Origin of the sequence: Klebsiella sp. Q11 (assembly GCF_964241505.1) — a bacterium.
GTDB lineage: Bacteria > Pseudomonadota > Gammaproteobacteria > Enterobacterales > Enterobacteriaceae > Klebsiella > Klebsiella michiganensis.
In genome coordinates this window covers 120,243-146,311 of sequence record NZ_CAXSXW010000015.1, presented here as the reverse complement: position 1 = coordinate 146,311, position 26,069 = coordinate 120,243, and the positions used below count along the sequence as shown (strand labels likewise).

At 53.5% G+C, this 26,069-nt stretch carries 25 protein-coding genes and 7 pseudogenes; 25 read left to right on the top strand and 7 right to left on the bottom strand.

All coding sequences use genetic code 11. The features are described 5' to 3' along the window. Nucleotides 1–2: 2 nt before the first annotated feature. The gene (locus tag ACESQ2_RS22255) at nt 3–206 is read left to right on the top strand and encodes a hypothetical protein (protein WP_373171293.1); all 204 of its coding nucleotides are present in this window, start codon (nt 3–5) and stop codon (nt 204–206) included. 481 nt (nt 207–687) lie between these two features. On the opposite strand, the gene ACESQ2_RS22250 is transcribed toward ACESQ2_RS22255, so the two are convergent. Beyond that, on the bottom strand, nt 688–1,524 hold the full coding sequence (locus ACESQ2_RS22250; protein WP_057729217.1) for a DUF6236 family protein: 837 nt from the start codon (nt 1,522–1,524) through the stop codon (nt 688–690). A gap of 92 nt (nt 1,525–1,616) precedes the next feature. On the opposite strand from ACESQ2_RS22250, the pseudogene ACESQ2_RS22245 reads away from it, so the two are divergent. The 4 genes and pseudogenes from ACESQ2_RS22245 to dacC form a co-directional block, all read left to right on the top strand. Next, a pseudogene (locus tag ACESQ2_RS22245) lies at nt 1,617–1,790 on the top strand (helix-turn-helix domain-containing protein); the annotation flags it as partial. Between the two features lie 107 nt (nt 1,791–1,897). Then, on the top strand, nt 1,898–2,137 hold the full coding sequence (locus tag ACESQ2_RS22240; RefSeq protein ID WP_373171292.1) for a DNA polymerase V: 240 nt from the start codon (nt 1,898–1,900) through the stop codon (nt 2,135–2,137). Nucleotides 2,138–2,258: 121 nt separating this feature from the next. Continuing rightward, the gene (locus tag ACESQ2_RS22235) at nt 2,259–2,447 is read left to right on the top strand and encodes a hypothetical protein (protein WP_373171291.1); all 189 of its coding nucleotides are present in this window, start codon (nt 2,259–2,261) and stop codon (nt 2,445–2,447) included. 364 nt (nt 2,448–2,811) lie between these two features. After that, nucleotides 2,812–4,014, top strand: a complete 1,203-nt coding sequence (gene dacC, locus ACESQ2_RS22230) for a serine-type D-Ala-D-Ala carboxypeptidase (protein ID WP_032721350.1) — start codon at nt 2,812–2,814, stop codon at nt 4,012–4,014. Nucleotides 4,015–4,042: 28 nt separating this feature from the next. Here dacC and deoR read toward each other — a convergent pair whose 3' ends face one another. Both deoR and ybjG read right to left on the bottom strand, forming a co-directional pair. Beyond that, complete coding sequence (deoR, locus tag ACESQ2_RS22225; RefSeq protein WP_046877864.1) at nt 4,043–4,801, bottom strand: DNA-binding transcriptional repressor DeoR; 759 nt, start codon at nt 4,799–4,801, stop codon at nt 4,043–4,045. A 125-nt stretch (nt 4,802–4,926) separates the two neighbouring features. Next, on the bottom strand, nt 4,927–5,520 hold the full coding sequence (gene ybjG, locus ACESQ2_RS22220; protein WP_025108035.1) for an undecaprenyl-diphosphate phosphatase: 594 nt from the start codon (nt 5,518–5,520) through the stop codon (nt 4,927–4,929). A 318-nt stretch (nt 5,521–5,838) separates the two neighbouring features. Between ybjG and ACESQ2_RS22215 the strand changes: the two genes are divergently transcribed. Beyond that, nucleotides 5,839–7,074: an MFS transporter gene (locus tag ACESQ2_RS22215; protein ID WP_032748874.1), complete on the top strand. Its 1,236-nt coding sequence runs from the start codon at nt 5,839–5,841 to the stop codon at nt 7,072–7,074. 47 nt (nt 7,075–7,121) lie between these two features. On the opposite strand, the gene ACESQ2_RS22210 is transcribed toward ACESQ2_RS22215, so the two are convergent. Both ACESQ2_RS22210 and ACESQ2_RS22205 read right to left on the bottom strand, forming a co-directional pair. After that, the gene (locus ACESQ2_RS22210) at nt 7,122–7,937 is read right to left on the bottom strand and encodes a Cof-type HAD-IIB family hydrolase (protein ID WP_224260500.1); all 816 of its coding nucleotides are present in this window, start codon (nt 7,935–7,937) and stop codon (nt 7,122–7,124) included. Next, a complete protein-coding gene (locus ACESQ2_RS22205) occupies nt 7,937–9,139 on the bottom strand; it encodes an MFS transporter (RefSeq protein WP_014228591.1) in 1,203 nt (400 codons plus the stop codon). The genes ACESQ2_RS22210 and ACESQ2_RS22205 overlap by 1 nt, the downstream gene beginning before the upstream one ends. Nucleotides 9,140–9,321: 182 nt before the next feature. Between ACESQ2_RS22205 and ACESQ2_RS22200 the strand changes: the two genes are divergently transcribed. From ACESQ2_RS22200 to ACESQ2_RS22165, 8 genes and pseudogenes are all read left to right on the top strand, one after another. Further along, entirely contained in the window at nt 9,322–9,864 is a 543-nt protein-coding gene (locus ACESQ2_RS22200; RefSeq protein WP_009653296.1) for a TetR/AcrR family transcriptional regulator, read from the top strand. Nucleotides 9,865–9,964: 100 nt separating this feature from the next. Continuing rightward, nucleotides 9,965–10,111, top strand: a pseudogene (locus ACESQ2_RS22195) (phage virion morphogenesis protein); the annotation flags it as partial. Between the two features lie 169 nt (nt 10,112–10,280). Next, entirely contained in the window at nt 10,281–11,783 is a 1,503-nt protein-coding gene (locus ACESQ2_RS22190) for a P-loop ATPase, Sll1717 family (protein ID WP_373171290.1), read from the top strand. Nucleotides 11,784–11,871: 88 nt separating this feature from the next. Next, a pseudogene (locus tag ACESQ2_RS22185) lies at nt 11,872–12,023 on the top strand (phage baseplate assembly protein V); the annotation flags it as partial. Beyond that, nucleotides 12,018–12,551, top strand: a pseudogene (locus ACESQ2_RS22180) (spore coat protein CotH); the annotation flags it as partial. The pseudogenes ACESQ2_RS22185 and ACESQ2_RS22180, both read left to right, overlap by 6 nt. 12 nt (nt 12,552–12,563) lie before the next feature. Continuing rightward, nucleotides 12,564–13,169, top strand: a pseudogene (locus ACESQ2_RS22175) (hypothetical protein); the annotation flags it as partial. 6 nt (nt 13,170–13,175) lie between these two features. Beyond that, nucleotides 13,176–13,891: pseudogene (locus tag ACESQ2_RS22170) on the top strand (contractile injection system protein, VgrG/Pvc8 family); the annotation flags it as partial. 87 nt (nt 13,892–13,978) lie between these two features. Continuing rightward, nucleotides 13,979–14,197, top strand: a pseudogene (locus ACESQ2_RS22165) (ogr/Delta-like zinc finger family protein). 222 nt (nt 14,198–14,419) lie between these two features. Here ACESQ2_RS22165 and ACESQ2_RS22160 read toward each other — a convergent pair. After that, the gene (locus ACESQ2_RS22160) at nt 14,420–16,105 is read right to left on the bottom strand and encodes an aspartate:alanine antiporter (protein ID WP_004849356.1); all 1,686 of its coding nucleotides are present in this window, start codon (nt 16,103–16,105) and stop codon (nt 14,420–14,422) included. 267 nt (nt 16,106–16,372) lie between these two features. Between ACESQ2_RS22160 and ybjM the strand changes: the two genes are divergently transcribed. After that, a complete protein-coding gene (ybjM, locus tag ACESQ2_RS22155; RefSeq protein ID WP_004849358.1) occupies nt 16,373–16,756 on the top strand; it encodes an inner membrane protein YbjM in 384 nt (127 codons plus the stop codon). A 6-nt stretch (nt 16,757–16,762) separates the two neighbouring features. Here ybjM and ACESQ2_RS22150 read toward each other — a convergent pair whose 3' ends face one another. Beyond that, complete coding sequence (locus ACESQ2_RS22150) at nt 16,763–17,026, bottom strand: GrxA family glutaredoxin (protein WP_004100567.1); 264 nt, start codon at nt 17,024–17,026, stop codon at nt 16,763–16,765. Between the two features lie 204 nt (nt 17,027–17,230). Here ACESQ2_RS22150 and ACESQ2_RS22145 point away from each other — a divergent pair, with 204 nt between their 5' ends. The 10 genes from ACESQ2_RS22145 to rlmC all read left to right on the top strand — a co-directional run bounded on the left by ACESQ2_RS22145 (nt 17,231) and on the right by rlmC (nt 26,024). Next, entirely contained in the window at nt 17,231–17,521 is a 291-nt protein-coding gene (locus ACESQ2_RS22145) for a YbjC family protein (protein WP_009653259.1), read from the top strand. After that, nucleotides 17,505–18,227, top strand: coding sequence for a nitroreductase NfsA (gene nfsA / locus ACESQ2_RS22140; protein WP_025108025.1), 723 nt, complete (start codon nt 17,505–17,507; stop codon nt 18,225–18,227). The genes ACESQ2_RS22145 and nfsA overlap by 17 nt, the downstream gene beginning before the upstream one ends. A 103-nt stretch (nt 18,228–18,330) precedes the next feature. Then, nucleotides 18,331–19,233, top strand: a complete 903-nt coding sequence (gene rimK, locus ACESQ2_RS22135; RefSeq protein WP_009653278.1) for a 30S ribosomal protein S6--L-glutamate ligase — start codon at nt 18,331–18,333, stop codon at nt 19,231–19,233. 89 nt (nt 19,234–19,322) lie between these two features. Beyond that, the gene (locus ACESQ2_RS22130) at nt 19,323–19,802 is read left to right on the top strand and encodes a YbjN domain-containing protein (protein ID WP_004849367.1); all 480 of its coding nucleotides are present in this window, start codon (nt 19,323–19,325) and stop codon (nt 19,800–19,802) included. Between the two features lie 348 nt (nt 19,803–20,150). After that, nucleotides 20,151–21,263 (top strand): spermidine/putrescine ABC transporter substrate-binding protein PotF, encoded by a 1,113-nt coding sequence (potF, locus tag ACESQ2_RS22125; protein WP_014228600.1) that lies wholly within the window; start codon nt 20,151–20,153, stop codon nt 21,261–21,263. Between the two features lie 102 nt (nt 21,264–21,365). After that, nucleotides 21,366–22,499: a putrescine ABC transporter ATP-binding subunit PotG gene (potG, locus tag ACESQ2_RS22120; RefSeq protein ID WP_373171289.1), complete on the top strand. Its 1,134-nt coding sequence runs from the start codon at nt 21,366–21,368 to the stop codon at nt 22,497–22,499. A 10-nt stretch (nt 22,500–22,509) separates the two neighbouring features. Beyond that, the gene (potH, locus tag ACESQ2_RS22115) at nt 22,510–23,463 is read left to right on the top strand and encodes a putrescine ABC transporter permease PotH (protein WP_014228601.1); all 954 of its coding nucleotides are present in this window, start codon (nt 22,510–22,512) and stop codon (nt 23,461–23,463) included. After that, the gene (gene potI / locus ACESQ2_RS22110; RefSeq protein ID WP_004130847.1) at nt 23,460–24,305 is read left to right on the top strand and encodes a putrescine ABC transporter permease PotI; all 846 of its coding nucleotides are present in this window, start codon (nt 23,460–23,462) and stop codon (nt 24,303–24,305) included. The genes potH and potI overlap by 4 nt, the downstream gene beginning before the upstream one ends. Nucleotides 24,306–24,362: 57 nt before the next feature. After that, nucleotides 24,363–24,851: a YbjO family protein gene (locus tag ACESQ2_RS22105; RefSeq protein ID WP_004100588.1), complete on the top strand. Its 489-nt coding sequence runs from the start codon at nt 24,363–24,365 to the stop codon at nt 24,849–24,851. A gap of 42 nt (nt 24,852–24,893) precedes the next feature. Further along, a complete protein-coding gene (gene rlmC / locus ACESQ2_RS22100) occupies nt 24,894–26,024 on the top strand; it encodes a 23S rRNA (uracil(747)-C(5))-methyltransferase RlmC (protein ID WP_046877693.1) in 1,131 nt (376 codons plus the stop codon). Nucleotides 26,025–26,069: the final 45 nt, after the last annotated feature.

Genomic DNA, 26,069 nt, shown 5'->3' with positions numbered 1-26,069 from the left:
ATATGACGACTAAAAAATTTATTGGACTGGAGGTGGGGGACGTAATAGCCCCCGTTCCGGGAATGGAAATCACTGTAACTGAAGCACCAGTGCTAACCAAAACAGATGATGGTGAAAATTACACACTGAAAGGGATACGGGATGGTAATGAAGTTGGGCTGGCTGGGTTTTATGATTCGCTGGTACAGTTGAAACCCCGCCAGTAATGGCCGGAATACTCATACAACATTCGCCCCGGGAAACTCAAGGAGCCCCATGATTTGCGCTTGCGCCTGGCTGAAAATATCTCCATTCAGCCAGGCGCAAGCGCAAATCATGGGGTTGGATGAGTTTTCTGGCGCAACTGTCATCTAAATAAAACAGCCAGGGATGGCATCATAAAGGTTGAGTAAATAACTATCATAAGTTAAGAGTATGAGTGACGATCCTCAAAAATATAGACTCTTAAATTACATTTGGTACTGTTTGCTTTAATGCTGTTTATATAAATATAAATTACAGGTTTAAGGTGGTTGCGATGTTAAAGATATGCTGGGAAGGCACGCGATTCAGGAATTGTCTTTTCTGCCTTATTTTAGGTGCTGTTATTTACACTAGTTTCGGAAGTGGTTCGATTTTTTTGTTTTTCTTAGCTTCATTTTTATGTGGGATTAAGAGAAGGTGAGATAATGCATCTCACCTATCCAATCACATAAAATCCCTGCTAATCATCGCTGAGTAATTGAATGGGCTTTTCTTGTCTATATTTCTAAGGCTAATGGCATCCTCCCATTTTATAACTGATGCTGCTCCTGCCAGTACGCCAGATACAGCGGCTGCCGACTGAGGTAATAATATGCTTGAGCCACCATAAACAGCGGCTGATACAGCTATTATTTCCTTCATGTTAAAATTAAATTTTATGTTTGAATAATTTAATTTAAAAATGTTTTCTTTGTAAAGGCGTGTGAGCTCAGAACTGGCTATATCTATTTCATTTAATGCTTTTTTAAGCTCGTGTGCTTGATTTTCAGAATTACTCACTCTAATCTCCAGGGAGTTTATATGGTTTAAAAGATTTCTAAGGTGGTCCTTCCTTTTTAATCTGAACTCTAATATCTTGTGAATGTCGGTATCATCATCTGGGGTTGGAAGCACATTTATCATCTGCAAAATACTACCACCATTTTGAATTAATTTGTTGTCGTGGGTTTCTGCTGAAATGGTTAGGTTGTCAGCGATGTAGTTGATGGTTTTGTCCAATAATAACTCCATCATTTTGTCTGTTATTGACTTTTCCATTACAGAGCTTCTTGGTCCGAATTCTGAGGATTTATAATACACGTCCTCAAATATTTTCTCGCTTTTTAATAGTGTTACAATATCAGAATCATCAAGTTTAATGAAGGTGGATTTTAGGTTTATTATATTATCCCAATATAAAATCTTAGTAGCCAATCCCTTATTGAGTTCGTTATGACTAATTGATAATCTGCCTTTGCTCAAGCGAGCAACACCATCTTGTATAATGATTTTGTTTTTCATGACACTCCCCCTCTTTAGCTATCACCTATAAAATAATACTTTAAATTTAAGAATGAAAACGAATTTTTTTGAAACCATGCAAGTCTCTGGCACTGGCAGCGGCGAGAGAGCAGGGGCGCATCGGTGGCCGCCGCCGGGTAATGACCGAAGAAGTAGTGGAACGCTGCCGCCGGATGTTGGATGCAGGTGCTACCCGTCAGCAGGTAGCGGGAGTGATCGGAGTAGATGTGAAGACGATCTATAAGTACCTGCCAGCTGCTGAATAATCATTACTTTGCGTCGGTGTGCCTGATTGATAGCTGTAATCTCTATTGATCAGATTAATGAACATAACTACTGTATATAAAAACAGTATCATTGAGAGGTTCAGATCATGCCGCGTTTATACGAAATCGAAACAGCCTGCCGGGCAGCGATAGAGATAGAACCAAACGGCAGGCGCACCATCACAACCAGGCGGTTTCTGCAGGAACTGGAGCGGTATAACTGGCACTGGTCGCCGCGGCAGGCTAACCAGTGGATAGAGGGCTACGTGACCACGTTTAAAGACGTTTCCACCCAGGAAGGCGACGATCGCACGTTCCAGCTCTATAACCCGAACGGAGGACTGTGATATGGGGTTTCCTTCTCCGGCATCTGATTATGTCGAGGACACACTCACCGTCACGAAATTGTGCCGGATGGATGCCAACTCGCGCGTTGTAAAAACAGACTCTGGTTATGCGGTTCTGGATATGTCTCTACGGCCGCGGACGGGGGATTTCGTTCTGATCCGCTATGACGGGATGACGGATTTTGGCCAGCTAATGGGGCGCTCGTTTATCACCAGAGACGGTGAGGCGATCGAGGGGGAAGGCGTAGAAGTTTACGGCGTGGTGACGTTTTCGGTTAACGATCTACGGCGGGATGACTGCCCGATTTGATGATATAAATTGGGGCATATTTTGGGGCAAAACAGCGTTTGGGGCACGATTTGGGGCATTCAAATGTCCGTATTTGTCCGCATTTGGCTAGAACTGAAAATTCGTATCTTGTTGAAATTACGCTAGTTGGTTGATTTGTGAAAGGTAATTTTTTTCTTGCCATAATAAAGTTAATATTTAGGCAACCGCGATCAAAAAAATTGCGCTGTTTGCAGCACCGGACGAGGTTATTGCGTAAACTTTAAAAACTTTACCAACTCGCTGTTTCTTTAAGGTCATTTGTACGCTTTACTCACCGGCTGCTGCGGCGCGGAACGAGTGTGGCGGCATATTTTTGTTTGGAAAGGATACTTGGGTGGCTCTTATGACGCATGATGCTTTTTCCCTTCGCGGCCTCGCGGCAGGCTGCGCGCTTTTACTTCTCGTTGCGCCTGCGGTGCAGGCTGCGGAACAACTCCCCGATGCGCCATCCATTGACGCGCGAGCCTGGATCCTGATGGACTATGCCAGCGGCAAAGTGCTCAGCGAAGGCAATGCCGACGAAAAACTCGACCCGGCGAGCCTGACCAAAATCATGACCAGCTACGTTGTTGGCCAGGCGTTAAAGGCGGGTAAGATTAAGTCTACTGATATGGTGACCATCGGACGCGATGCGTGGGCCACCGGTAATCCGGCGCTGCGCGGCTCTTCGGTGATGTTCCTCAAGCCGGGGATGCAGGTGTCGGTAGAAGATCTTAACAAGGGCGTCATCATTCAGTCCGGCAACGACGCCAGCATCGCGATAGCCGACTACGTGGCGGGCAGCCAGGACGCGTTTGTCAGCCTGATGAACGGCTATGCGCAGAAAATGGGCCTGACCAACACCACCTTTATGACCGTGCACGGTCTGGACGCGCCGGGCCAGTTCAGTACCGCCCGCGATATGGCGCTGCTCACCAAAGCGATGATCCATGACGTGCCGGAAGAGTATGCGATCCATAAAGAAAAAGAGTTCACCTTCAACAAAATCCGCCAGCCGAACCGCAACCGCCTGCTGTGGAGCACGAACCTCAACGCTGACGGGGTGAAAACCGGGACCACCGCCGGGGCGGGCTACAATCTGGTTTCTTCCGCGACGCAAAACGATATGCGCCTGATTGCCGTCGTGCTCGGCACCAAAACTGACCGTATCCGTTTTAACGAATCAGAAAAACTGCTGACCTGGGGCTTCCGCTTCTATGAAACCGTGACGCCGATTAAACCCGATGCCACCTTCATTACCCAGCGCGTCTGGTTTGGCGATAGCAGTGAAGCGAAGCTGGGGGCGGGCGAGGCGGGTTCCATCACGCTGCCGAAAGGCCAGCTGAAAAACCTCAAGGCCAGCTACACCCTGAACGATACGCAGCTGACCGCGCCGCTGACCAAAGGGCAGGTGGTCGGCACCATCGACTTTAAACTGAATGATAAAACCATTGAGCAGCGGCCGCTGATTGTGATGGAAGCGGTAAACGAAGGCGGTTTCTTTAGCCGGATGATCGATTTCGTGCTGATGAAACTGCACGGCTGGTTCGGCGGTTGGTTCTCTTAAAATGCAGGCCGCGCCCTGCGGGGCGCGGTTAGTAAAGCAGTGAAATTTGTTTTTCCTTCGCCAGCGCGAGCAGATCGTCATCCGGACAGACGTCGCTGGTTATTACGTCAAACTGCGATAAATCCCCCATCCGCGCCGGCCGGACTTTGCCGAATTTACTGTGATCGACAACCAGCACGTGGTAGCGAGCGCTTTTCATCGCCCAGTGTTTGACCGGCAGCTCTTCCAGGTTAAAACAGGTCGCGCCCTGCTCGCAATCGACGCCCGCGGCGGAATAAAACGCGATGTCCGGGCACAGGTGGCTCAGCGTATCCTGCAGGCTTAGCGGTTTAAAAATGGCGTTGCTGGCGTGGAACTCGCCGCCGCACAAAATCGCGCGGCACTGGGGCTTTTCCTGTAAGGAAAGAAAGGTATTGAGCGAATAGCAGACGCCGGTAAAGGGCAGGGCGCTATCGATGGCGTCGATGATCCACGGCGTGGTGGTCCCGCAGTCAAAAAAGGCCATCTGGTGGGGCTCAAGCAGCTTTGCCGCATGGCGGGCTGCGCGGCGTTTTTCATCCACAAGGCGCGTTTTCTGATCGCTCAGCAGATAGTGCGTTGCGCTGCGCGGCTCCAGAACGATATAGCCGCCCAGCAACACGACCGGGCCGCTGTGGCCGTTGAGGTCGCGACGAATGGTCATCTCTGACACGCCAAGCAGGGTGGCCGCTTCTTTTAGATGGAGTTTATCACTGCGCTTGAGTGCCTGAATAAGCTGGCTGATGCGTTCGTCACGACGAGTTTCCATATTCCCTCTAAGCTGAAAGCGCCCTGCATTGACAGGGCGTCAGCGGCGATTTTACCTGCCGGAAGAGGCTTAGTCACGCGCAGGAATCGGGCGCTGCCGCAACTTTACCGGCTGGTCAGGAACGTCTATTCGCGCACCCAGCCTTTGCGAATCGGCAGCGAAAAGAACAGGCGGTACAGCCGCTGCAGATGCTGATAGAGGGTTTTTCCGCCGCTTTGCCACAGCAGTTGGGCGCTAAGACAGGCGATCATCGCGGTGAGAAGCCCGCCCAGCATGTCCATCGGCCAGTGAACGCCGAGATAGACCCGGGCCCAGGCAATCGCGCAGGCAACGGCGATAAGCAGCGCGCCCGACCACAGGCGGTGCCAGAACATAAAGGCCAGCGCAAAGGTAAAGCAGATAGTACCGTGATTGCTTGGGAAGGAGTTATTGGGTGAATGATGCAGGAAGTTATAGCCCACACCGGCGGCAAACGGACGTTCATGCGGAAAAAACACGCCGAATATCCATGAAAGCGTGAGGCTAATCGCGAGCGCCATCATCACCTTAAATACTAGCTGACGCTGGTTTGGCCCCCAAAGCCATAAGGCGAATACCAATAATGGCACAATAATAATCAGGTCTTTGGCGATAAACGTCGCGATTTCAATTGCCCACCACGGCGACGCGGGGGTGGCATTGAGGAATGCAAACAGCGAGTAGTTAATATTTTCCAGCATACATCCAGGCTCTTGGGTCCGTTAGCAACAAGCCGCCCACCTTAAAAAACGGTGGCGATAAGGTAAAGCAGTATTGTCTTAATTATCAGTTTGTTATGAATGAAAGTGCGTATGTGGCTTCGTTAACAGACTGAGTAAAGGAGTATATAGCCTGTAATCTAATTGAAACATAAACGAAATATATACAGCGGGATTTTCATTCGGTGAGGGCGACGCGGTCTCTGCGTGGCGATATTTCTCTTCATCGCTCACAATTCACTATCTCCCCGACACGACTTTCATTAAACTTTGCGCGGTTTTATTTAAATAAGAGATTTCATGCACAATTCTTCGCTTTCAGGCAAACGCCTCGGACGTCAGGCGCTGCTCTTTCCGCTGTGCCTGGTGTTATACGAATTCGCCACCTATATCGGCAATGACATGATCCAGCCGGGAATGCTCTCGGTGGTGGAAGAGTTTGGCGTGGGCAATGAGTGGGTTCCGACCTCAATGACTGCCTATCTGGCCGGCGGTATGTTTTTGCAGTGGCTGCTGGGGCCGCTTTCGGATCGCATCGGCCGCCGTCCGGTCATGCTGACCGGGGTGGTGTGGTTTATCGTGACCTGCCTGGCGACGCTGCTGGCGCAGACGATTGAGCAGTTCACGCTGCTGCGCTTTTTGCAGGGCATCAGCCTGTGCTTTATCGGCGCGGTTGGCTATGCGGCGATACAGGAGTCTTTTGAAGAGGCGGTGTGCATCAAGATCACGGCGCTGATGGCCAACGTCGCGCTGATTGCGCCGCTGCTTGGGCCGCTGGTGGGCGCGGCCTGGGTTCATCTCTTGCCGTGGGAGATGATGTTTGTCCTGTTTGCCGTGCTGGCCGCTATCGCCTTTTTTGGGCTACAGAAGGCGATGCCGGAAACCGCCACCCGCATGGGCGAGAAGCTATCGGTTAAAGAGCTGGGGCGTGATTATCGTGAGGTGCTGAAAAACCTGCGTTTTGTCGCCGGCGCGCTGGCCACCGGCTTTGTCAGCCTGCCGCTGCTGGCGTGGATTGCCCAATCGCCGGTGATCATCATCAGCGGCGAGCAGGCGACCAGCTACGAGTATGGTCTGCTGCAGGTGCCGATATTTGGCGCGCTGATTGCCGGTAACCTGGTGCTGGCGCGCCAGACTTCCCGCAAGACGGTGCGTTCGCTGATTATTCTCGGCGGCTGGCCAATTATGATCGGCCTGCTGATCTCCGCCGTCGCGACGGTGGCGTCAACCCACGCGTATCTGTGGATGACCGCCGGGCTGAGCGTTTACGCCTTCGGGATTGGGCTCGCTAACGCCGGGCTGGTACGCCTGACGCTGTTTGCCAGCGAAATGAGTAAGGGAACGGTGTCGGCGGCGATGGGGATGCTGCAAATGCTGATCTTTACCGTGGGTATCGAAGTGAGCAAGCACGCCTATGAGGCTGGCGGCAGCGGACTCTTCAGCTTGCTCAACCTGCTGAGCGGGGTGCTCTGGCTGGCGATGACGGTCTACTTCCTGAAGGATAAACGCGTAGGCAGCTCCCTCGAACCGCAGTAATCTTCAGATGCCCTGCTGCGACGTTACGCGCCGCAGCAGGCGCGGCCTCAGGCGAACGGCGCTTCGCGATTAAGCACTTTATCAATAATATGCAGCACGCCTTCTTCGTTATTGTGCGGCGCGCGGTAGCCGGCGACGGCCTTCACCGGCGCGGCGGCATTGGCCATGGCGAAACCGAAGCCGGCATGCTGCAGCATTTCGATATCGTTGCCGCTATCGCCAAACGCCACCACTTCATGGTTCTCGATGCCCCAGCGCTCCTGCAGGATGCGCAGTCCGTTAGCTTTATGTACGCCGGGAATAATCAGGTCAATGCTGCCGTAGCCGGTAGCGACCGCGGTCACCATATCGCCAAGCGCGGCGTGCAGCTTCGGCTGTATCTGCGGGATCAGCTGGTCCGGCACGTTGAGGCCGAACTTCAGAATTTCATCATCAGCAATATGATTAAAGTCGTCGACCAGTTCGAGGCGATGATAGTACTTCGCCGCGACCGCTTTCAGCGCATCGTTATAGCGGTTGAGGGTGTAAGCGCTGCGCTTACCGCAGGCGATGATTTCAATGTTGGTCAGCGTCTGGAGATGATCGATGACGGTATTGAAATGCTCCTGCGGCATCCGGCAGTTAAATACATCTTCTCCGGCGCTGACCACCCAGCCGCCGTTTTCGGCGACAAAGGCGATCTCATGCGCTACCTCCGGGAAGAAGGAGATAAGCTGGTAATACTGGTTACCGCTGGCGACGACGAAGCGGATGCCCTGCTCGCGCATCCGTTGATACTGGGCGAGGAAGCGCTGACGGTTATAGGTTTTGGCATCGCTCAGAAAGGTGCCGTCCATGTCTACCGCAATCAATTTGATGCTCATTAACTGTTCTCCATCACGGGTTCAGATTGTGGCTTCGCTACCGCGCGAGCGACGATGGCCGCGACCAGCACGAGTGCCAGCACCACCATCATGGCGCTGCGCAGGCCGAAGTGTTCGCCGAGAAAGCCCAGCAGCGGCGGCCCGACGAGGAAGGCGAGGTAGCCGGTAATCGCCACCACGCTGACGCGCTTCGGCGCATCGGGGCCGGTGTCGCTGGCGGCAGAAATGGTCAGCGGGAAGCCCAGCGACGCGCCGAGGCCCCATAATAGTACGGAGAGTCCGGCGACCCACGGGTTATCGACGAAAATAATCAGGCCAATGCCCAGGGCGCCCATTACCGCGCTGGCGCGAACCACCGTCACCCGGCTGTAGCGGTCAATAAACCAGCCGCCGGTAAAGCGGCCAAGGGTCATGCCGAGGGTGAAGCCTGCGTAAATCAGCGAGCCGGAGGTTGGGCTGAAGCCGTGGCCGTCAACCATCAGCAGCGGCAGCCAGTCGTTGGCGGAGCCTTCAGCAAAGGCCATGGCCAGGACGATCGCGCCAATCAGCAGCAGCTGGGCATCGCGCCATATCGGCAGGCCTTTGCCTTCATGGCGCGCCGCTTCCGCCGCATTTTTGCCGGTGCCTTCAGGGATCGCGCGAATGGCGATAGCAATGGGGGCGACGGCCACCAGCGCCGCCAGCAGGATGTGCGGCGCGGCGGGCAGGCCGAAGCCGGTTACCGCCATACCAATCCCGGCGCCGACGAGCGTACCGAAGCTGTAAAAACCATGCATCATCGGCAGGACGGTTTTATTCATCTCACGTTCAACGGCGGCGCCTTCGACGTTAATGGCCACTTCCGCGGAGCCAAAGCTGGCGCCGAAGATGGCTAAGCCAATAGCAAACAGCACTGCCGAGGTAAACCATAGCGCGGCGCTGAGCACCAGCATGCCGACCACCGCGCAGGACATGGTGGCGCGAATCACTTTACGGGTGCCGAATCGATTGACCAGCCACGCTGAGCAGAGGATGCCGCTCATCGAACCTATTGATAGTCCAAATAATACAATCCCCATTTCCGCCGTCGATAGCGCGAGCAGATCGCGAATCGCCGGCGTGCGGGTCGCCCATGAAGCCATGAGTAATCCGGGAATAAAAAAGAACATGAAGAGCGCCCACAGCCTTAGCTGAAGGGCTCTGCGGGAGGTTTGCGCTGTCATCCGTAAATGCCCGAGAGTGAAGAGATGCAGACAACAGTAGCAAGGTTGTGTACATTTGTACATCCAGGCAGGCTGCCGCGGAATGCTTTTTTATTGACCTCTATGATTCGATTCAGCCTGAGGCATATTTGACGCGTACGCCGTGGGATTCAGCATCTGTTTAAATGAAAGAGGAAAAGGGGATGGCCCGTCGACCAAACGACCCGCAGCGGCGGGAGCGGATTTTGCAGGCGACGCTGGACACGATCGCGATACACGGTATCCACGCCGTCACGCACCGGAAAATCGCCACCTGCGCGGGCGTGCCGCTGGGCTCGCTGACCTACTATTTCAGCGGCATTGAGGCGCTGGTCGAAGAGGCGTTCAGCCTGTTTACCGGCCAGATGTCGGCGCAGTATCAGCAGTTTTTTGCCGATGTGCATAGCCGCGAAGAGGCCTGTGACGCCATTGCGGAGCTGATTTTTAGCGCCCAGGTGACCACCGCGCGCAATATGGAGCTGATGTATCAGCTGTATGCTTTTTGCAGCAGCCAGCCGAATTTAAAAGCGGTCATGCAGAACTGGATGCTGCGCAGCCAGCAGACTCTTGAGCAGTGGTTTGAACCGGCCACGGCCCGCGGGCTTGACGCCTTTATCGAGGGGATGACGCTGCACTTCGTGACTGACAGAGCGCCGCTATCGAGAGAAGCGATTCGACTAATGGTAGACCGGCTGGCGGGAGCGTGAGCGGGGCGCAGAAAACAAAAACATTTATGTAAATGGGGTAGGGGAGACAATTATTTATGTATTAATCAATAAATTATGGCGGTTTCGAAATGTGGCGATTAGCGGCGAGTTTGACAGCAGGGTACAGCGCATAGCCCGCGTGTATCACTATGGCTTGCGTGAGCTGGTCAGCCGTAAAGGACCGGACGTTAAATATTCTGAATACCGATTACTCGGCATCAATGATGAAACATATGACATCACGTGAGACGTCATATTGCGCTAGTTGTCGGCAAAAATTTGAGTAAATTCTATATGTGATGAAAAATCATATTTTTTTTCAAAGTGATAGAGCTTGGTTGCGTAATCGCTTGATTTAAAGCTGAGTAAGATGTAAATAATATGCTTTCGACTAATTGTATCTGCTAAGGAGTGATATGGGTACTTTATCAGCTGGGATTGATTCAAAATCTACTTTACAACTTTTACGGCTTGGGCAATCCGTAGCGGAGTTTGATGATTCATTAGAAAAATATTTCATTGAAAATCAAGCTTATCACTCTTTAATTAATGATAGAGCTGATTTTATTGCTGGAGACAAGGGAACAGGTAAGACTGCAGTTTATAGAATCTTGCAAAAAAGATATTCCATAACCCCTGAATTGAAAAATGTTGAAGTAATCGCGGGCTTTAATCCTATATGGAATCCGGTTTTTCAGCGTCTAGTGCAGCAGGATGTTAATGTTCTGACTGAGGGGCAATATGTTAGTGTTTGGAAAACTTATATTTTATCGCTTATTGGTAATTGGCTTATCGATATAGTAGGTGGCGACTATTCCGAAAATTTAAATCAATTACAAAAACTATTTAATGAAACGAACTTGTTAAGTAAAGGCAATAAACCTGAAACAATTTTTAGTAGGATAGTTAACTCTTTAAAGCAAACCTTTAGACCGGATTCTTCTGAAACAACATTTACAATATCTGAGACTGGTTTACCTATAGTATCTCAAAAATTTACCTTCGGGGATGTTGGGAAAAGTGAAAGTGCTAAAATAAGAGAGATCACCCATGAGGAAGCGTTTGAGTTATTAAATGATTGTTTGAGCGACGTTGGTTATTCGGTCTGGGTTGCTCTTGATCGTCTAGATGAAGCATTTCAGGGATATCCTGATATTGAAGTCCCTGCATTAAGAGCGTTACTAAGGACATACTTGGATTTATTGGCTTTTGATAAATTAAGATTGAAAATATTTGTTCGTAAAGATCTATTTAGGAAAATAATTGGGGACGGATTTGTTAATCTGACACATATTAATGCTCGAAAGGTCGAGATTGTTTGGGATGAAGCAGACTTATTGAATCTCCTGTCTCGTAGGATTAGAGATAGTTCTGATTTCATAGAAACAATGGAGGCAGAGGCAGACTCTGATGAAACTTTGTTTTATAAGATTTTCCCTGAGAAAGTTGATGCCGCAGATCGAAAACCAACTACTTTTAATTGGATAATGTCTCGTATTAGAGATGGTAATGATATTAGAGCTCCTAGAAATTTAATTGACTTAGTGGGGAAAGCCACAGAAGAGCAAGTTCGTGCTGATTCAAGGGTGTCAAGGGTAATAAAATCAGACGAACGATTGATAATGTCTGAAGCACTTCGGAATGCTTTGTCGAGATTAAGTGATCAACGAGTCCAGGATACATTACTTGCTGAGGTGGGGCCAGAGATATCTGCATATATAAATAAATTTAATGCAGAAAAAGCGGAGCATAACCTTGAAACTTTAGCAGCAATATTAGAGTTAGAAGGGGAAAGGTTGCAATATGCTATTAAACAGCTTATGGAGACTGGTTTCTTGGAGGAAATAAAAGACACGTGGAAAATACCAATGCTCTATCGCGATGGTTTAGGTATAACACAAGGTAAAGCATTCGCATAACTGGAAGGGGGCGAACGCCCCCATTGTATTAGCTTCGCGACAATTAATCCCAATTCATTTCACCGATGCGTTCTGTCAGATTTTTCATATGAATGTACAACTCGCCGAAATTATGCGCCTTATCACAATCTGATCCACACCGGCATTCTGACCTAAGTGGACCGGGACGGCTGGCTATAACGAGTGAAAACAGGCGACCTCGAGACCAACTGGATTAATTGGCTGAAGTACCTCGCCGGTACCAATCTGGATAAAAATAACGAGGTGGATCTCTATGTCTTCATCAGCTTTATCTATGTCCCTGACTGCGTGCAGAAAAATACCACGTTTATCTCCTAGGACGGCTCGAAATGGTTTTTCATGCCCTATGACCTAGATACCACCTTTGGTCTGTATTACACAGGGACGTCTATTGCCTATCCTCCAAACATGAATCTGTTTGATAACGGCATCGCCATGCACGTCAACCGCACGTTCTGGAAGTAAAGTCCGTACACCTTCTTGGCGGAAATGAATGTCCGCTATGCGGAGTTACGCGATAACGGCCTGTTTTCACAGCGTGGCGTGCTGGAGCTGGCCCGCGACCTGCTGGGACGCTATGCCCCGGAGTTGATGTAGGCAGAATATGAAAAATGGTCGAATGTGCCCTCCATGAACATCACCAGTCTGCACCTGGTTATGGACGGGACCCGGCTGCGTATTGAATACCTAGCCACTTTTTCAATTATCGCCGATAAGGACACCACCATGATCATGACCATGATTTGAGTCAAAGATGTACTGCGGACCTCCGTTGAGGCGGCTTCGGGCGGAAAACAGACTGTACTGCATACCCCGAAGGGACGGCGGACCTTTGTAAATATTATCCCGAAGGTCAGTATCGAAAGCCTGAAACCGGTGCTGGGTATTTTCGGCGTACATCCGGCCTTTAAGCAGGGCGACAGGGAAATCCCGTATCTGTATGTCGGAACCTATAAGGGATGCGCGCTTAACGGTGATGTCCTGCATCTGCCCAACGTGGATGCGAATGCCTGCGATGCAACCAGCGCCACCCTTATTCCGTTACTGAAGGCGATGGGCAGCACTTGGCACGGCATACGTCGGTCGAGTGGGCGCTGATGCAGACAATGGCCTTGAAGAGCCGATACAGCCCTAGGCGCTGATATGTAGGTGTACGGCAAGTCCCCGCTAGACGTGACTCAGACTGGACGCCGTACCGACGGCAAAGAGGTGGGCGATATGTCCTCGCAGTCTCCGCGCATTTATGCCAGCTCTGGTTAGGTCGCTTATCGCCAGGACAAAAAATACAACAGCATCAGCGACCTTACCGACTCCGCTGTGTTTAGTGCGCACGGCGCTGATGTGCCGGGCTGGTATGCCATCCATGTGGCGGGCGAGCTGGTGAAAGACTTTGCCGCGCGGCACAGTCTTAAGGTTGCTATAGGCATGGATATTGCAGTGATGGCGCAGGATCACCTAGACCAGACCAACGAAAGCGACGCCAGCTTTTTGATGAAGCTGGCGCGGCAGTATGGCGCGATTGCTTCGGTTAAGGATAGTAACCTGCTGTTTATCCGGCAGGGGCAGGGGAAAACGGCCAGCGGTAAAGCACTGCCGGTCATCACTATTACCCGCCGGGACGGTGACAGTCACCGATTCAGCCTGGCGGACAGGGGAGCGTACACCGGGGTAATTGCTCACTGGTTGCATACGCGCGAACCGGAGAAAAAAGAAACCACCAAAGTGAAGCGCCGCCGGAAAACGACAAAACCAAAGAGCCAGAAGCAAAGCAGGGGGATTACCTGATCGGGACGGATGAGAACGTCTTGGTTCTGAACCGGACCTATGCGAACCGCAGTAATGCGGAGCGCGCAGCAAAAATGAACTGGGAGCGGCTGCAGTGTGGTGTGGCGTCATTTTTACTGCAGCTGGCAGAAGGCCGCGCGGATCTCTATACGGAAATGCCCGTGAAAGTCACCGGCTTTAAACAACCCATTGATGATGCCAGCTGGACCATCACAACGTTAACGTACACGGTAAACCCGGATAGCGGATTTACAATCAGCATCGAGCTGGAAGTGAAAATTGATGATTTAGTAATGGACTGAGGTTTTCAAAAGAGAGCTTAAAAATCACAAAATGAAACAATATTGTATCATTATTGCGATTTCAGGAAAAATGGTGGGGACGTAAAAATGATGATTTGCCCATTGTGTGGAAGTGCAGCCCATACTCGCAGCAGTTTCCAGGTCTCTTCAATGACCTAAGAACGTTACAACCAGTGCCAGAATATCAATTGCAGCCATACGTTCGTAACGCATGAGACTTTTGTTCGCTCAATTTCTACACCTAAAGAGGCCCATCCTGTGCAGCCTCACCCCACAAATTCAGGCCAGGCTGCGCTGGCTCTTTGAGGCTGTCGCCACTTTGTCGCCATGACTTAAAAAGAGAGTTTGTAACTCAATGATTTTAAAGGCTGTAAAATTCAGGCAACAAAAAACCCATCAACCTTGAACCTAAATGGCGGGGTTGATGGGCTCCACAAAATGGGGACATCAAAGAAAAGCAGTGGCACTACTTATGACTGATGCCAGCAAAAAAAGTTCTGCGTATGCGCGTTTTTTTTCTTAAAAAATTCACTGTAGTCCTGGCCAGATGATGACAATCAGCGTACCTGCCAGGGTTAACAACACGTTAGCGATGGCGTAGGTCCCCGCGTATCCCAGCGCAGGAATATTGCTGCGCGCGGTATCGCTGATGATTTCCATCGCCGGCGCGCAGGTACGGGCGCCCATCATGGCGCCGAAGAGCATCGCCCGGTTCATGCGCAGCACGTACGCGCCGAACAGGAAGCAGATAACCACCGGCACCAGGCTGACGATGAGGCCCGCCGCCAGCATTTGACCGCCGACGGCGCCGAGGCCGTTATTTATGCCGGCGCCCGCGCTGAGCCCCACGCCTGCCATAAACACCATCAGGCCGAACTCCTTCACCATATTCAGCGCCCCCTGCGGAATGTAGCCAAACGTCGGATGGTTGGCGCGCAGGAAACCGAGCATAATGCCGGCAAACAGCAGACCGGCGGCGTTACCGATGCCGAAGCTGAACGAGCTGAACTGGAAGGTGATCATGCCGATCATCAGGCCAACGATAAAGAAGGCGCAGAAGGCGAGCAGGTCGGTCACCTGGCTGTGGATGGAGATAAAGCCGATACGATCCGCGACGGTTTTAACGCGACGCGCGTCGCCGCTGACCTGCAGCACATCGCCCTTGTTGAGCACCACGTTATCGTCGATAGGCATTTCGATCTGGCTGCGGATAACGCGGTTTAAGAAGCAGCCGTGATCGGTCAGCTTCAGCTGCGCCAGGCGACGGCCGACGGCATTGTGGTTTTTGACCACGATCTCTTCGGTGACGATGCGCATATCGAGCAGATCGCGGTCGAAGACCTCTTTGCCGTTACGGAAGCTTGGGTCGAGGCGGGCATGGGCATCCGGGTAACCTACCAGGGCGATATCATCGCCCATCTGCAGCACCGCATCGCCGTCCGGGTTCGCGAGAATGCCGTTGCGGCGGATGCGCTCAATGTAGCAGCCGGTCTGGCGATAAATGCCCAGCTCGCGCAGGTTTTTACCATCAGCCCACGCCACCAGCTCCGGGCCGACGCGGTAGGCGCGGATCACCGGCAGATAGACCTTACGCCGGGAGTCGGTATCGAGGCCGCGCTCGCGGGCGATTTGCTGGGCGCTGGTCTGCAAATCCTGATGCTGCAGCTTCGGCATATAGCGGGCGCCGACGATCAGGCTGACCAGGCCAATCAGGTAGGTCAGCGCATAGCCGAGGCTCAGATGATCGAGCGAGAGGGCGAGCTGGTCGCTGGGCATGCCGAAGTGCCGTAGCGTATCCCCGGCACCCACCAGCACGGGCGTGGAGGTCATGGCGCCGGCGAGCATCCCGGCCGTGAGGCCGATATCCCAGCCGAAGAGCTTACCCAGCCCCATGGCGATCAGCATCGCGCTGCCGACCATCACCAGCGCGAGCATCAGGTAATTTTTGCCGTCGCGAAAAAAAATAGAAAAAAAGTTGGGCCCCGCTTCCACGCCGACGCAGAAAATAAACAGCATAAAGCCGAGATTGAGGGCATCAGTGTTAATACTGAAATGCTGTTGCCCTAATAATAGGGAAACCACTAAAACGCCAATGGAATTACCAAGTTGTACCGACCCGAGACGCAGTTTCCCGAGGCAGAGTCCTAATGCAAGCACAACGAACAATAACAGGATGTAATTCCCGTTTAACAAATCTGCGACGTTTATATTCACGAAAGCCAACTTCTCATTTACTAGTAAGTTGTTGAAGGAAATGGTTATTTGGTCTAAGGTTGGTCCAGTGTTCGCATTGTCCCGAACGCTATTCTGGCATCCCGTTATAACCAGCAAAATATAGTCGACAGTTTAATCTTTCCTGGAGGCTGCGGCTAGTAACAATCGTGTTTACATTGACGGGATCTTTTATTGGCATGGATTGCCAGAATCTTTATCTGACTGGGCGAAGTGGAAGTTGGTTAGAGGCAAAATCAGGAGGATGTCGTGAAATCTGAGCGTGCTTGGGCCGGTATTATCTGTGGGTTCTTTCTATTTATCGTGGTTTGTTTATCACTACTGTTACATATGAAAGGCGCCTTTCGGGCTACCGGTCACCCTGAGCTCGGGCTGCTGTTCTTTTTGCTCCCCGGTGCGGCGGCAAGCTGCCTCTCTCCCGGGCAGCGGGTACTGCGTCCGCTTATCGGCGCGATGCTGGCTGCACCTGTCTGTCTGGTAGTTATGCGGCTTTTCTTTGTGACCGAGCGTTCTTTCTGGCAGGAACTGGCGTGGCTGTTTAGCGCGGTGTTCTGGTGCGCGCTTGGCGCGCTGTGCTTTTTGTTTATTTGCGCCTGGCTTGATACCAGACGCAGGCACTCGTCAGAGGAGTGAGCCGTCTCAGGCGAACAGGCCGAGATTCTCTTTCGCCCAGGCTTCAAAGTCAGTGCAGCCGCCAATGTGCTTCTGATCGACAAAAATCTGCGGTACGGTTTCAACCGGTTTACCCACGGTTTTTTCCAGATCGGCTTTGCTGATGCCTTCTGCGTGAATATCTATATAGCGATAGTTAAAATCATCACGCTCGTTGCTCAGTTTTTCCGCCAGCTCTTTGGCGCGAACGCAATAGGGGCAGCCTGGACGACCAAAAATTACCGTAAACATAGTCCTTCTCCTTAAACCTCAGCCGGATGGCGAATGCCGCGTATCATGCCGCGTTATGTCGAGGAGGGAAAGAAGGTTCTGCCTTTTGCTTCGATGGCTTAAGGCTATGTTTGGTAAATATTCTGCTGATGAAACCGCTATACTCCCCTGATACGCGACCGGTCTTTGCCCGGGAGCGTGCATGATTTTGACCGGAGGAGCGTTATGCGATCGCCCGCTGCATTACCAAAAAGCATTCTGGTAGTCGAGATTATCGGCATGGTGCTGTTGACCCTGGCCTGGCTCTCGCTCAACCAGTACGTCAGCCTGCCCGCGCCGTTTTCCAGCCCAACGGCGGCGCTGCTGATGATCTTCGCGGGGATCCTGCTGATGCTTCCGGCCGCCGTGGCGTTAATGTGGCGAGTGGCGAAAGTGATTGCCCCGCAGTTGACGCAAACGAAAACCCCACCTTCTTCATTGCCTGACAGAGAAAAACGAGATGACGCCGACCATTGAGCTGCTGCGTAGCCACCGTTCTATTCGCCATTTTACCGACGCGCCGATAAGCGACGAACAGCGCGCCGCGATTATTGCCAGCGCGCAGGGCGCTTCCAGCTCCAGTTTTTTACAATGCTCCTCAATTATTCGCGTTACCGACCCGGAAATACGCCAACAGCTGGTCCCGCTGAGCGGCGGTCAGCAGCACGTAGCGCAGGCCGCTGAATTTTGGGTATTCTGCGCTGATTTCAATCGCAATCTGCAAATCTGCCCGGACGCTCAGCTGGGCCTCGCCGAACAGCTGCTGCTGGGCTGCGTCGATACCGCGATTCTGGCGCAGAATGCGCTGGTGGCGGCGGAATCCCTTGGCCTCGGTGGCGTCTATATTGGCGGCCTGCGCAACAATATCGATGCGGTGACCGAGCTGCTGAAGCTCCCGCAGCACGTACTGCCGCTGTTTGGCCTGTGCCTTGGCTGGCCGGACGATAACCCGGAGGTGAAACCGCGCATGCCGTCGGCGATGCTGGTGCATGAAAATCACTATCAGCCGGTGGACGACGCGGTGCTTGCGGAATATGACGAGCAGATAGCGCAGTATTATCTCTCTCGCGGCAGCAATACGCGTCGCGATACCTGGAGCGACCATATCCGTCGGACTATTGTTAAAGAGAGCCGTCCGTTTATTCTGCAATATCTGCATAAGCAGGGATGGGCTACGCGCTGATTGCGTGTAAACTGCCCTCGGTCTGACGCAAGGAAATTCCGCAGGTCAGCGCTAATTGACTACCAGAGGCCCGCCAGAGCGGGTCTTTTCGCAGAGGTGCAGGGTGAAAATTGCCATATTATCCCGGGATGGAACGCTTTATTCATGTCGACGCCTGCGCGAAGCCGCGCAAAAACGCGGACACCAGGTGGAAATCCTCGATCCGCTTTCCTGTTATATGAACGTCAGCCCGGTGGCCTCGTCGATTCACTATAAAGGTCGCCAGCTCCCGCATTTCGACGCCGTGATCCCGCGCATTGGCACGGCGATCACCTACTATGGTACCGCGGCGCTGCGTCAGTTTGAGCTGCTGGGCAGCTATCCGCTGAATGAATCGGTGGCGATCACCCGCGCCCGCGACAAGCTGCGCTCGCTCCAGCTGCTGGCCCGTCAGGGGATCGATCTGCCGCTCACCGGTATTGCCCATTCGCCAGACGATACCAGCGACCTGATTGCCATGGTTGGCGGCGCGCCGCTGGTGGTAAAGCTGGTGGAGGGTACCCAGGGCATCGGCGTCGTGCTGGCCGAAACGCGCCAGGCGGCAGAGAGCGTCATCGACGCTTTTCGCGGCCTGAATGCGCATATTCTGGTGCAGGAGTATATCGCCGAGGCGAAGGGGCGGGACGTGCGCTGCCTCGTGGTGGGTAATGAAGTGGTGGCGGCAATTGAACGGCGGGCGAAGGAGGGGGATTTTCGCTCTAACCTGCATCGCGGCGGCGTGGCGTCGGTGGCGTATATCAGCGAGCAGGAGCGTGAAATGGCCATTAAGGCCGCGCAAACGCTCGGGCTGGACGTGGCCGGCGTTGATATCCTGCGCGCCGCGCGCGGTCCTCTGGTGATGGAGGTCAATGCTTCTCCTGGGCTGGAAGGAATTGAAACCACCACCGGCGTCGATATTGCCGGCAAAATGATCGCCTGGATCGAACGACAAGCCACGCCCGGATTTTGTCTGAAAATGGGCGGATAATTCCCTTTCACGACACCGTCATGGAACAGGACGCTTTTTTTGCGTAAGCTATGGCGTCGCATTTTTCACAGTAAGAGGTCACAGGTCATATGGATTCACTGGTCGTTCCGGGTCTTGATACGTTACGTCAATGGCTCGACGAATTGGGCATCAGCTTTTTTGAGTGTGATTCCTGCCAGGCACTGCACCTGCCGCATATGCAAAATTTCGAAGGCATTTTTGATGCCAAACTTGACCTGGTGGATAACGTGGTGCTTTTCTCCGCGCTGGCAGAGGTGAAACCCTCCGCGCTGCTGCCGCTCTCCGCCGATCTTTCTGCGATTAACGCCAGTTCGTTGACGGTGAAAGCTTTCCTCGATATTCAGGATGATAATCTGCCGAAGCTGGTGGTGTGCCAGGCCTTGACCGTCGGCGTCGGCGTGACGATCGATCAGTTCGCGTGGTTTTTCCGCCAGAGCGAAGAACAGATATCGATGGTCATCCTCGAAGCCAGCGCCAATCAGGTGCTGTATAAGTCTGAGGAAGAAGAGCCGGTGGCTGAGAATATTCAGTACCATTTTCTTCACTAAGCCTGTCGAAAAATAGCGCAGCCACTGCCATAGCGGCTGCGTATTACATGCTTTTATTCTGCTATTAACCTTCCGGAAAAGAATTTTTCACCGCCATTCCCCCGCTTTCGGCTTATCACATAGACCCTTATTGCATAAAAAATTGATAAAAGCCGTTTTTTTACCTGGGCTATAGCCTCTTATTCTGGCTACAGTTATTCTGACGCTGCTTCCAGTTGCGGGCAACCATTCCGGGAGAGGTCCTCTCTCCTTTTCTTAGGCAATGAAAAAATATGCATGATTATTGCATGCGAACAAGTGCGTATATTCAGCCCGCTTGTTAACGGGCATTGAGAAGGAATAAGAGATATGACCGCCTTTGGTAAAAAATGGTTAACAGGTCTGGTTACGGGTGCGCTGATGGCCGTTTCTGCCGGTTCGCTCGCAGCCGAACAAAAAACCCTGCATGTTTATAACTGGTCTGATTATATTGCGCCGGATACGGTGGCGAATTTTGAAAAAGAGACCGGTATTAAAGTGGTGTATGACGTCTTTGACTCCAACGAAGTGCTGGAGGGTAAGCTCATGGCGGGCAGCACCGGTTTTGACCTGGTGGTGCCGTCGGCGAGCTTCCTTGAGCGCCAGCTGGCGGCCGGGGTATTCCAGCCGCTGGATAAAAGTAAGCTTCCCAACTGGAAAAATCTCGACCCGGAAGTATTGAAGCTGGTCGCGAAGCACGACCCCGACAATAAATACGCGATCCCGTACCTGTGGGCGACAACCGGCATAGGCTATAACATCGATAAAGTGAAAGCCGTGCTTGGCAAAGATGCGCCGCTGGACAGCTGGGATCTGGTGATGAAGCCGGAAAACCTGGAAAAGCTGAAAAGCTGCGGCGTCTCCTTCCTGGATGCCCCGGAAGAGATTTTCGCCACCGTGCTGAACTATCTCGGCAAAGATCCTAACAGTACTAAAGCCGATGACTACACCGGCCCGGCGACCGATCTGCTGCTGAAGCTGCGTCCGAATATTCGCTATTTCCACTCCTCTCAGTACATCAACGACCTGGCGAACGGTGATATCTGCGTCGCTATCGGCTGGGCGGGCGACGTATGGCAGGCGGCTAACCGGGCGAAAGAAGCGAAAAACGGGGTGAATGTTTCCTACTATATTCCGAAAGAGGGCGCGCTGGCGTTCTTCGACGTCTTCGCCATGCCGGCGGATGCGAAAAACAAAGATGAGGCTTATCAGTTCCTGAACTATCTGATGCGTCCGGAGGTTATCGCCCACATCAGCGATCATGTCTATTACGCTAACGGCAACAAAGCCTCTGTTCCGCTGGTCAGCGAAGCGATCCGCAATAACCCGGCCATTTACCCGCCGGCTGACGTCTTCGCCAAGCTGTTCACCCTGAAAGTCCAGGATCCGAAAATCGACCGCGTGCGTACTCGCGCGTGGACGAAGGTGAAAAGCGGTAAGTAATTCTCCGTGAGTTGTAGGCCGGATAAGCGTCGCGCTGCCGGCAACAGGCGCACCGCGATGGTGCGCCTGCACCATGATTTGATTTCTGCCGGAGAACACCCCGTGAATGATGTGATTCCTCGCCCGCAGGCGAAAACCCCCAAAGCGCTGACCCCGCTGCTGGAAATCCGTAATTTAACCAAGTCCTTCGATGGCCAGCACGCCGTCGATGACGTCAATCTCACCATTTATAAAGGCGAAATTTTTGCCCTGCTGGGCGCATCCGGCTGCGGCAAGTCAACCCTGCTGCGCATGCTGGCGGGATTTGAACAGCCTACCGCCGGACAGATTGTCCTGGATGGCGTCGATCTGGCGCGGGTGCCGCCGTATCAGCGGCCGATTAATATGATGTTCCAGTCCTACGCGCTGTTTCCCCATATGACGGTGGAGCAGAATATCGCCTTTGGCCTCAAGCAGGACAAATTGCCCAAGGCCGAAATCACCAGCCGGGTGCAGGAGATGCTGGCGCTGGTGCATATGCAGGAGTTCGCAAAGCGTAAACCGCATCAGCTCTCCGGCGGCCAGCGTCAGCGCGTGGCCCTGGCCCGCAGCCTGGCAAAAAGACCGAAACTGCTGCTGCTTGATGAGCCGATGGGGGCGCTGGATAAGAAGCTGCGCGACAGGATGCAGCTGGAAGTGGTCGATATCCTTGAGCGCGTCGGCGTTACCTGCGTGATGGTGACCCACGATCAGGAAGAGGCGATGACCATGGCGGGGCGTATCGCCATTATGAACCGCGGCAAGTTCGTGCAAATCGGCGAGCCGGAGGAAATCTACGAACACCCGACCACCCGCTACAGCGCGGAGTTTATCGGCTCGGTCAACGTCTTTGAAGGGCTGGTGAAAGAGCGGCAGGAAGATGGTCTGGTGCTGGACTCTCCGGGCCTGACCCATCCGCTGAAGGTCGATCCCGATGCCTCCGTCGTCGATAACGTGCCGGTGTGGGTGGCCCTGCGCCCGGAAAAAATCATGCTCTGCGAAGACCCGCCCGCGGATGGCTATAACTTCGCGGTGGGCGAGGTTATCTATATTGCCTATCTCGGCGACCTGTCTATCTACCATGTGCGTCTGAAAAGCGGGCAGATGCTGAGCGCTCAGCTGCAAAACGAACACCGTTACCGTAAAGGGGCGCCCACCTGGGGTGATGAGGTGCGTTTGTGCTGGGATGCCGATAGCTGCGTCGTGTTGATGGTGTAAGGAGAGGGCGATGAGTACATTAGAACCCCCGTCAGGCGTAAAAAAACCTGGCGGTTTTGCGCTGTGGCTGGCGCGGCTGCAGATGGCCCACGGGCGCAAGCTGGTCATTGCGCTGCCCTACGTGTGGCTGATCCTGCTGTTTCTGCTGCCGTTCCTGATCGTCTTTAAAATCAGCCTGGCGGAGATGGCGCGGGCGATCCCACCCTATACCGACCTGCTGGAGTGGGCCGACGGTCAGCTTACGTTAACGCTGAATCTCGGGAATTTCCTGCAGCTCACCGACGATCCGCTCTATTTTGAAGCGTATCTGCAATCGCTTCAGGTGGCGGCGATCTCGACGTTCTGCTGCCTGCTGTTGGGGTATCCGCTGGCGTGGGCGGTGGCGCACAGTAAGCCATCGACGCGAAATATCCTGCTGCTGCTGGTGATCCTACCGTCATGGACCTCCTTCCTGATCCGCGTCTATGCCTGGATGGGGCTGCTGAAAAGCAACGGCGTGCTGAACAACTTCCTGCTGTGGCTGGGGGTCATCGACCAGCCGCTGGAGATCCTGCATACCAACCTGGCGGTCTATATCGGTATTGTTTACGCCTATCTGCCGTTTATGGTGCTGCCGATCTATACCGCCCTCACGCGTATCGATTACTCGCTGGTGGAGGCGTCGCTGGATCTGGGGGCCCGGCCGCTGAAGACCTTCTTCCAGGTGATCGTTCCCCTCACCAAAGGCGGGATTATTGCCGGGTCGATGCTGGTGTTTATTCCGGCAGTCGGGGAGTTCGTTATCCCGGAACTGCTGGGCGGGCCAGACAGCATTATGATTGGCCGCGTACTGTGGCAGGAGTTTTTCAATAACCGCGACTGGCCGGTGGCGTCGGCGGTGGCGATCGTGATGCTGTTGCTGCTGATCGTACCGATCATGTGGTTCCACAAGCATCAGCAAAAACAGGTGGGGGAACACGGATGAATAATTTACCGGTAGTCCGTTCGCCGTGGCGAATTTTGATTCTGCTGCTCGGCTTTACCTTTCTGTATGCCCCGATGCTGATGCTGGTGATTTACTCGTTCAACAGCTCAAAGCTGGTGACGGTATGGGCGGGGTGGTCGACGCGCTGGTATCGCGAGCTGTTTCATGACGATGCGATGATGAGCGCGGTAGGCTTAAGTCTGACCATTGCCGCCTGCGCCGCGACGGCGGCGGTGATCCTCGGTACCATTGCCGCAGTGGTGATGGTGCGTTTTGGCCGCTTCCGCGGTTCAAACGGCTTTGCTTTTATGATCACCGCGCCGCTGGTGATGCCCGATGTGATTACCGGCCTGTCGCTGCTGCTGCTGTTTGTCGCGCTGGGGCATTCAATTGGCTGGCCGTCGGATCGCGGCATGCTGACCATCTGGCTGGCGCACGTCACCTTCTGTACCGCGTACGTCGCGGTGGTCATTTCATCGCGCCTGCGTGAGCTGGACCACTCTATTGAAGAGGCGGCGATGGATCTGGGCGCCGCGCCGCTGAAGGTCTTTTTCGTCATTACGCTGCCGATGATTATGCCGGCGGTGGTCTCCGGTTGGCTGCTGGCCTTTACGTTGTCGCTCGACGACCTGGTTATTGCCAGCTTTGTTTCCGGGCCGGGGGCGACGACGCTGCCGATGCTGGTCTTCTCCAGCGTGCGCATGGGGGTCAACCCGGAGATTAACGCCCTGGCGACGTTAATCCTCGGCGTGGTCGGGATTGTTGGTTTTATCGCCTGGTATTTGATGGCCCGCGCGGAAAAGCAGCGGGTGCGCGATATCCAGCGTGCAAGAAGCGGCTGAACCACCTAAAATCTGCAATAGAGTTAACATCGGCGCCGCATTTGTGGCGCCGTTTTCATGGAAGACTTTACGTTGGGATTGTTTACTAAAACGCGTTCGTCTCATGCTCGTCTTAACGTTCCTGCGCTGGTGCAGGTGGCGGCCTTCGCCATTATTTTAATCCGCGGCCTGGATTTGCTGATGATCCTCAATCAGCTTGGCGTTCAGGGAATCGCGGATTTTGTCCATCGCAGCGTGCAGACGTGGGCGCTCACCCTGGTGTTTCTCTCAAGTCTGGTGCTGGTATTTATTGAAATCTGGTGCGCGTTTTCGCTGGTAAAAGGGCGCAACTGGGCGCGTTGGCTGTTCCTGTTGACGCAGATTATCGTGATTGGCTACCTGTGGGCCGCTTCATTGGGCTACGGTTATCCCGAGCTGTTTAGTATTGCCGGGGAATCGAAGCGCGAAATCTTTCGCTCACTGGTGCTGCAAAAACTACCGGATCTGCTGGTGCTGGCGATGCTGTTTGTGCCGGCCCCGTGCCGACGCTTTTTCCGTTTACAGTAACGGTGATACAATCCCCGCCCCTGTTTTTTTGAAGGTCTTGTTATGCAATGCGCACTTTATGACGCGGGCCGCTGCCGCTCCTGCCAGTGGCTGGAACTGCCGGTATCCCAACAGCTCGCCGATAAAATGGCCGATCTGCGCGCGCTTTTCGCCGATGCGCCCGTCGCTGAATGGTGCGCACCGGTTTGCGGGCCGGAAAGCGGGTTTCGCAACAAAGCGAAAATGGTGGTCAGCGGTAGCGTGGAGCGCCCGCTGCTCGGGATGCTGCACCGTGATGGCGCCCCGGAAGACCTGACCGACTGCCCGCTTTATCCGCAAAGCTTCGCGCCCGTCTTCGCTGCGCTCAAGCCGTTTATCGCCCGCGCCGGGCTCACGCCCTATAACGTTGCCCGCAGGCGCGGAGAGCTGAAGTACATTCTGCTGACCGAAAGCCGGCTCGACGGCGGTATGATGCTGCGCTTTGTCCTGCGTTCGGAGACCAAGCTTGCCCAGCTGCGCGCCGCGCTGCCGGAGCTTCAGGCGCTGCTGCCGCAGCTGCAGGTGATTACCGCCAATATTCAGCCGGTGCATATGGCCATCATGGAAGGAGAGCGGGAAATTTTCCTCACCGACCAGCAGGCGCTGGCGGAAAATTTCAACGGCGTGCCGCTGTGGATCCGCCCGCAAAGCTTCTTTCAGACCAACCCTGTGGTAGCCAGCCGTCTGTATGCCACCGCTCGTGACTGGGTGCGCCAGCTGCCGGTCAACCACATGTGGGATCTCTTCTGCGGGGTGGGCGGCTTTGGTCTGCACAGCGCAACGCCTGAGATGCGCCTGACCGGGATTGAAATTGCCCCGGAGGCGATCGCCTGCGCGAAGCAGTCGGCGGCGCAGCTCGGGCTGCATAATCTGCATTTTCAGGCGCTCGATTCCACGCAGTTTGCGACCGGCGAAGGCGACATTCCCGATCTGGTGCTGGTGAATCCGCCGCGTCGCGGTATCGGCGACGGCCTGTGCGACTATTTAAACCGTATGGCGCCAGGCTTTATTATCTACTCCAGCTGCAACGCCCGGACGATGGCGAAAGATATCGCTCGCCTGGCCGGTTATCGCATTGAGCGCGTCCAGCTGTTCGATATGTTCCCCCATACCGCCCACTATGAGGTGCTGACCCTGCTGGTTCGCGAAGTATAAACAAAATGTGAACTCTTCAGGTGCTGAAGATCGGGTAAGCTTGGC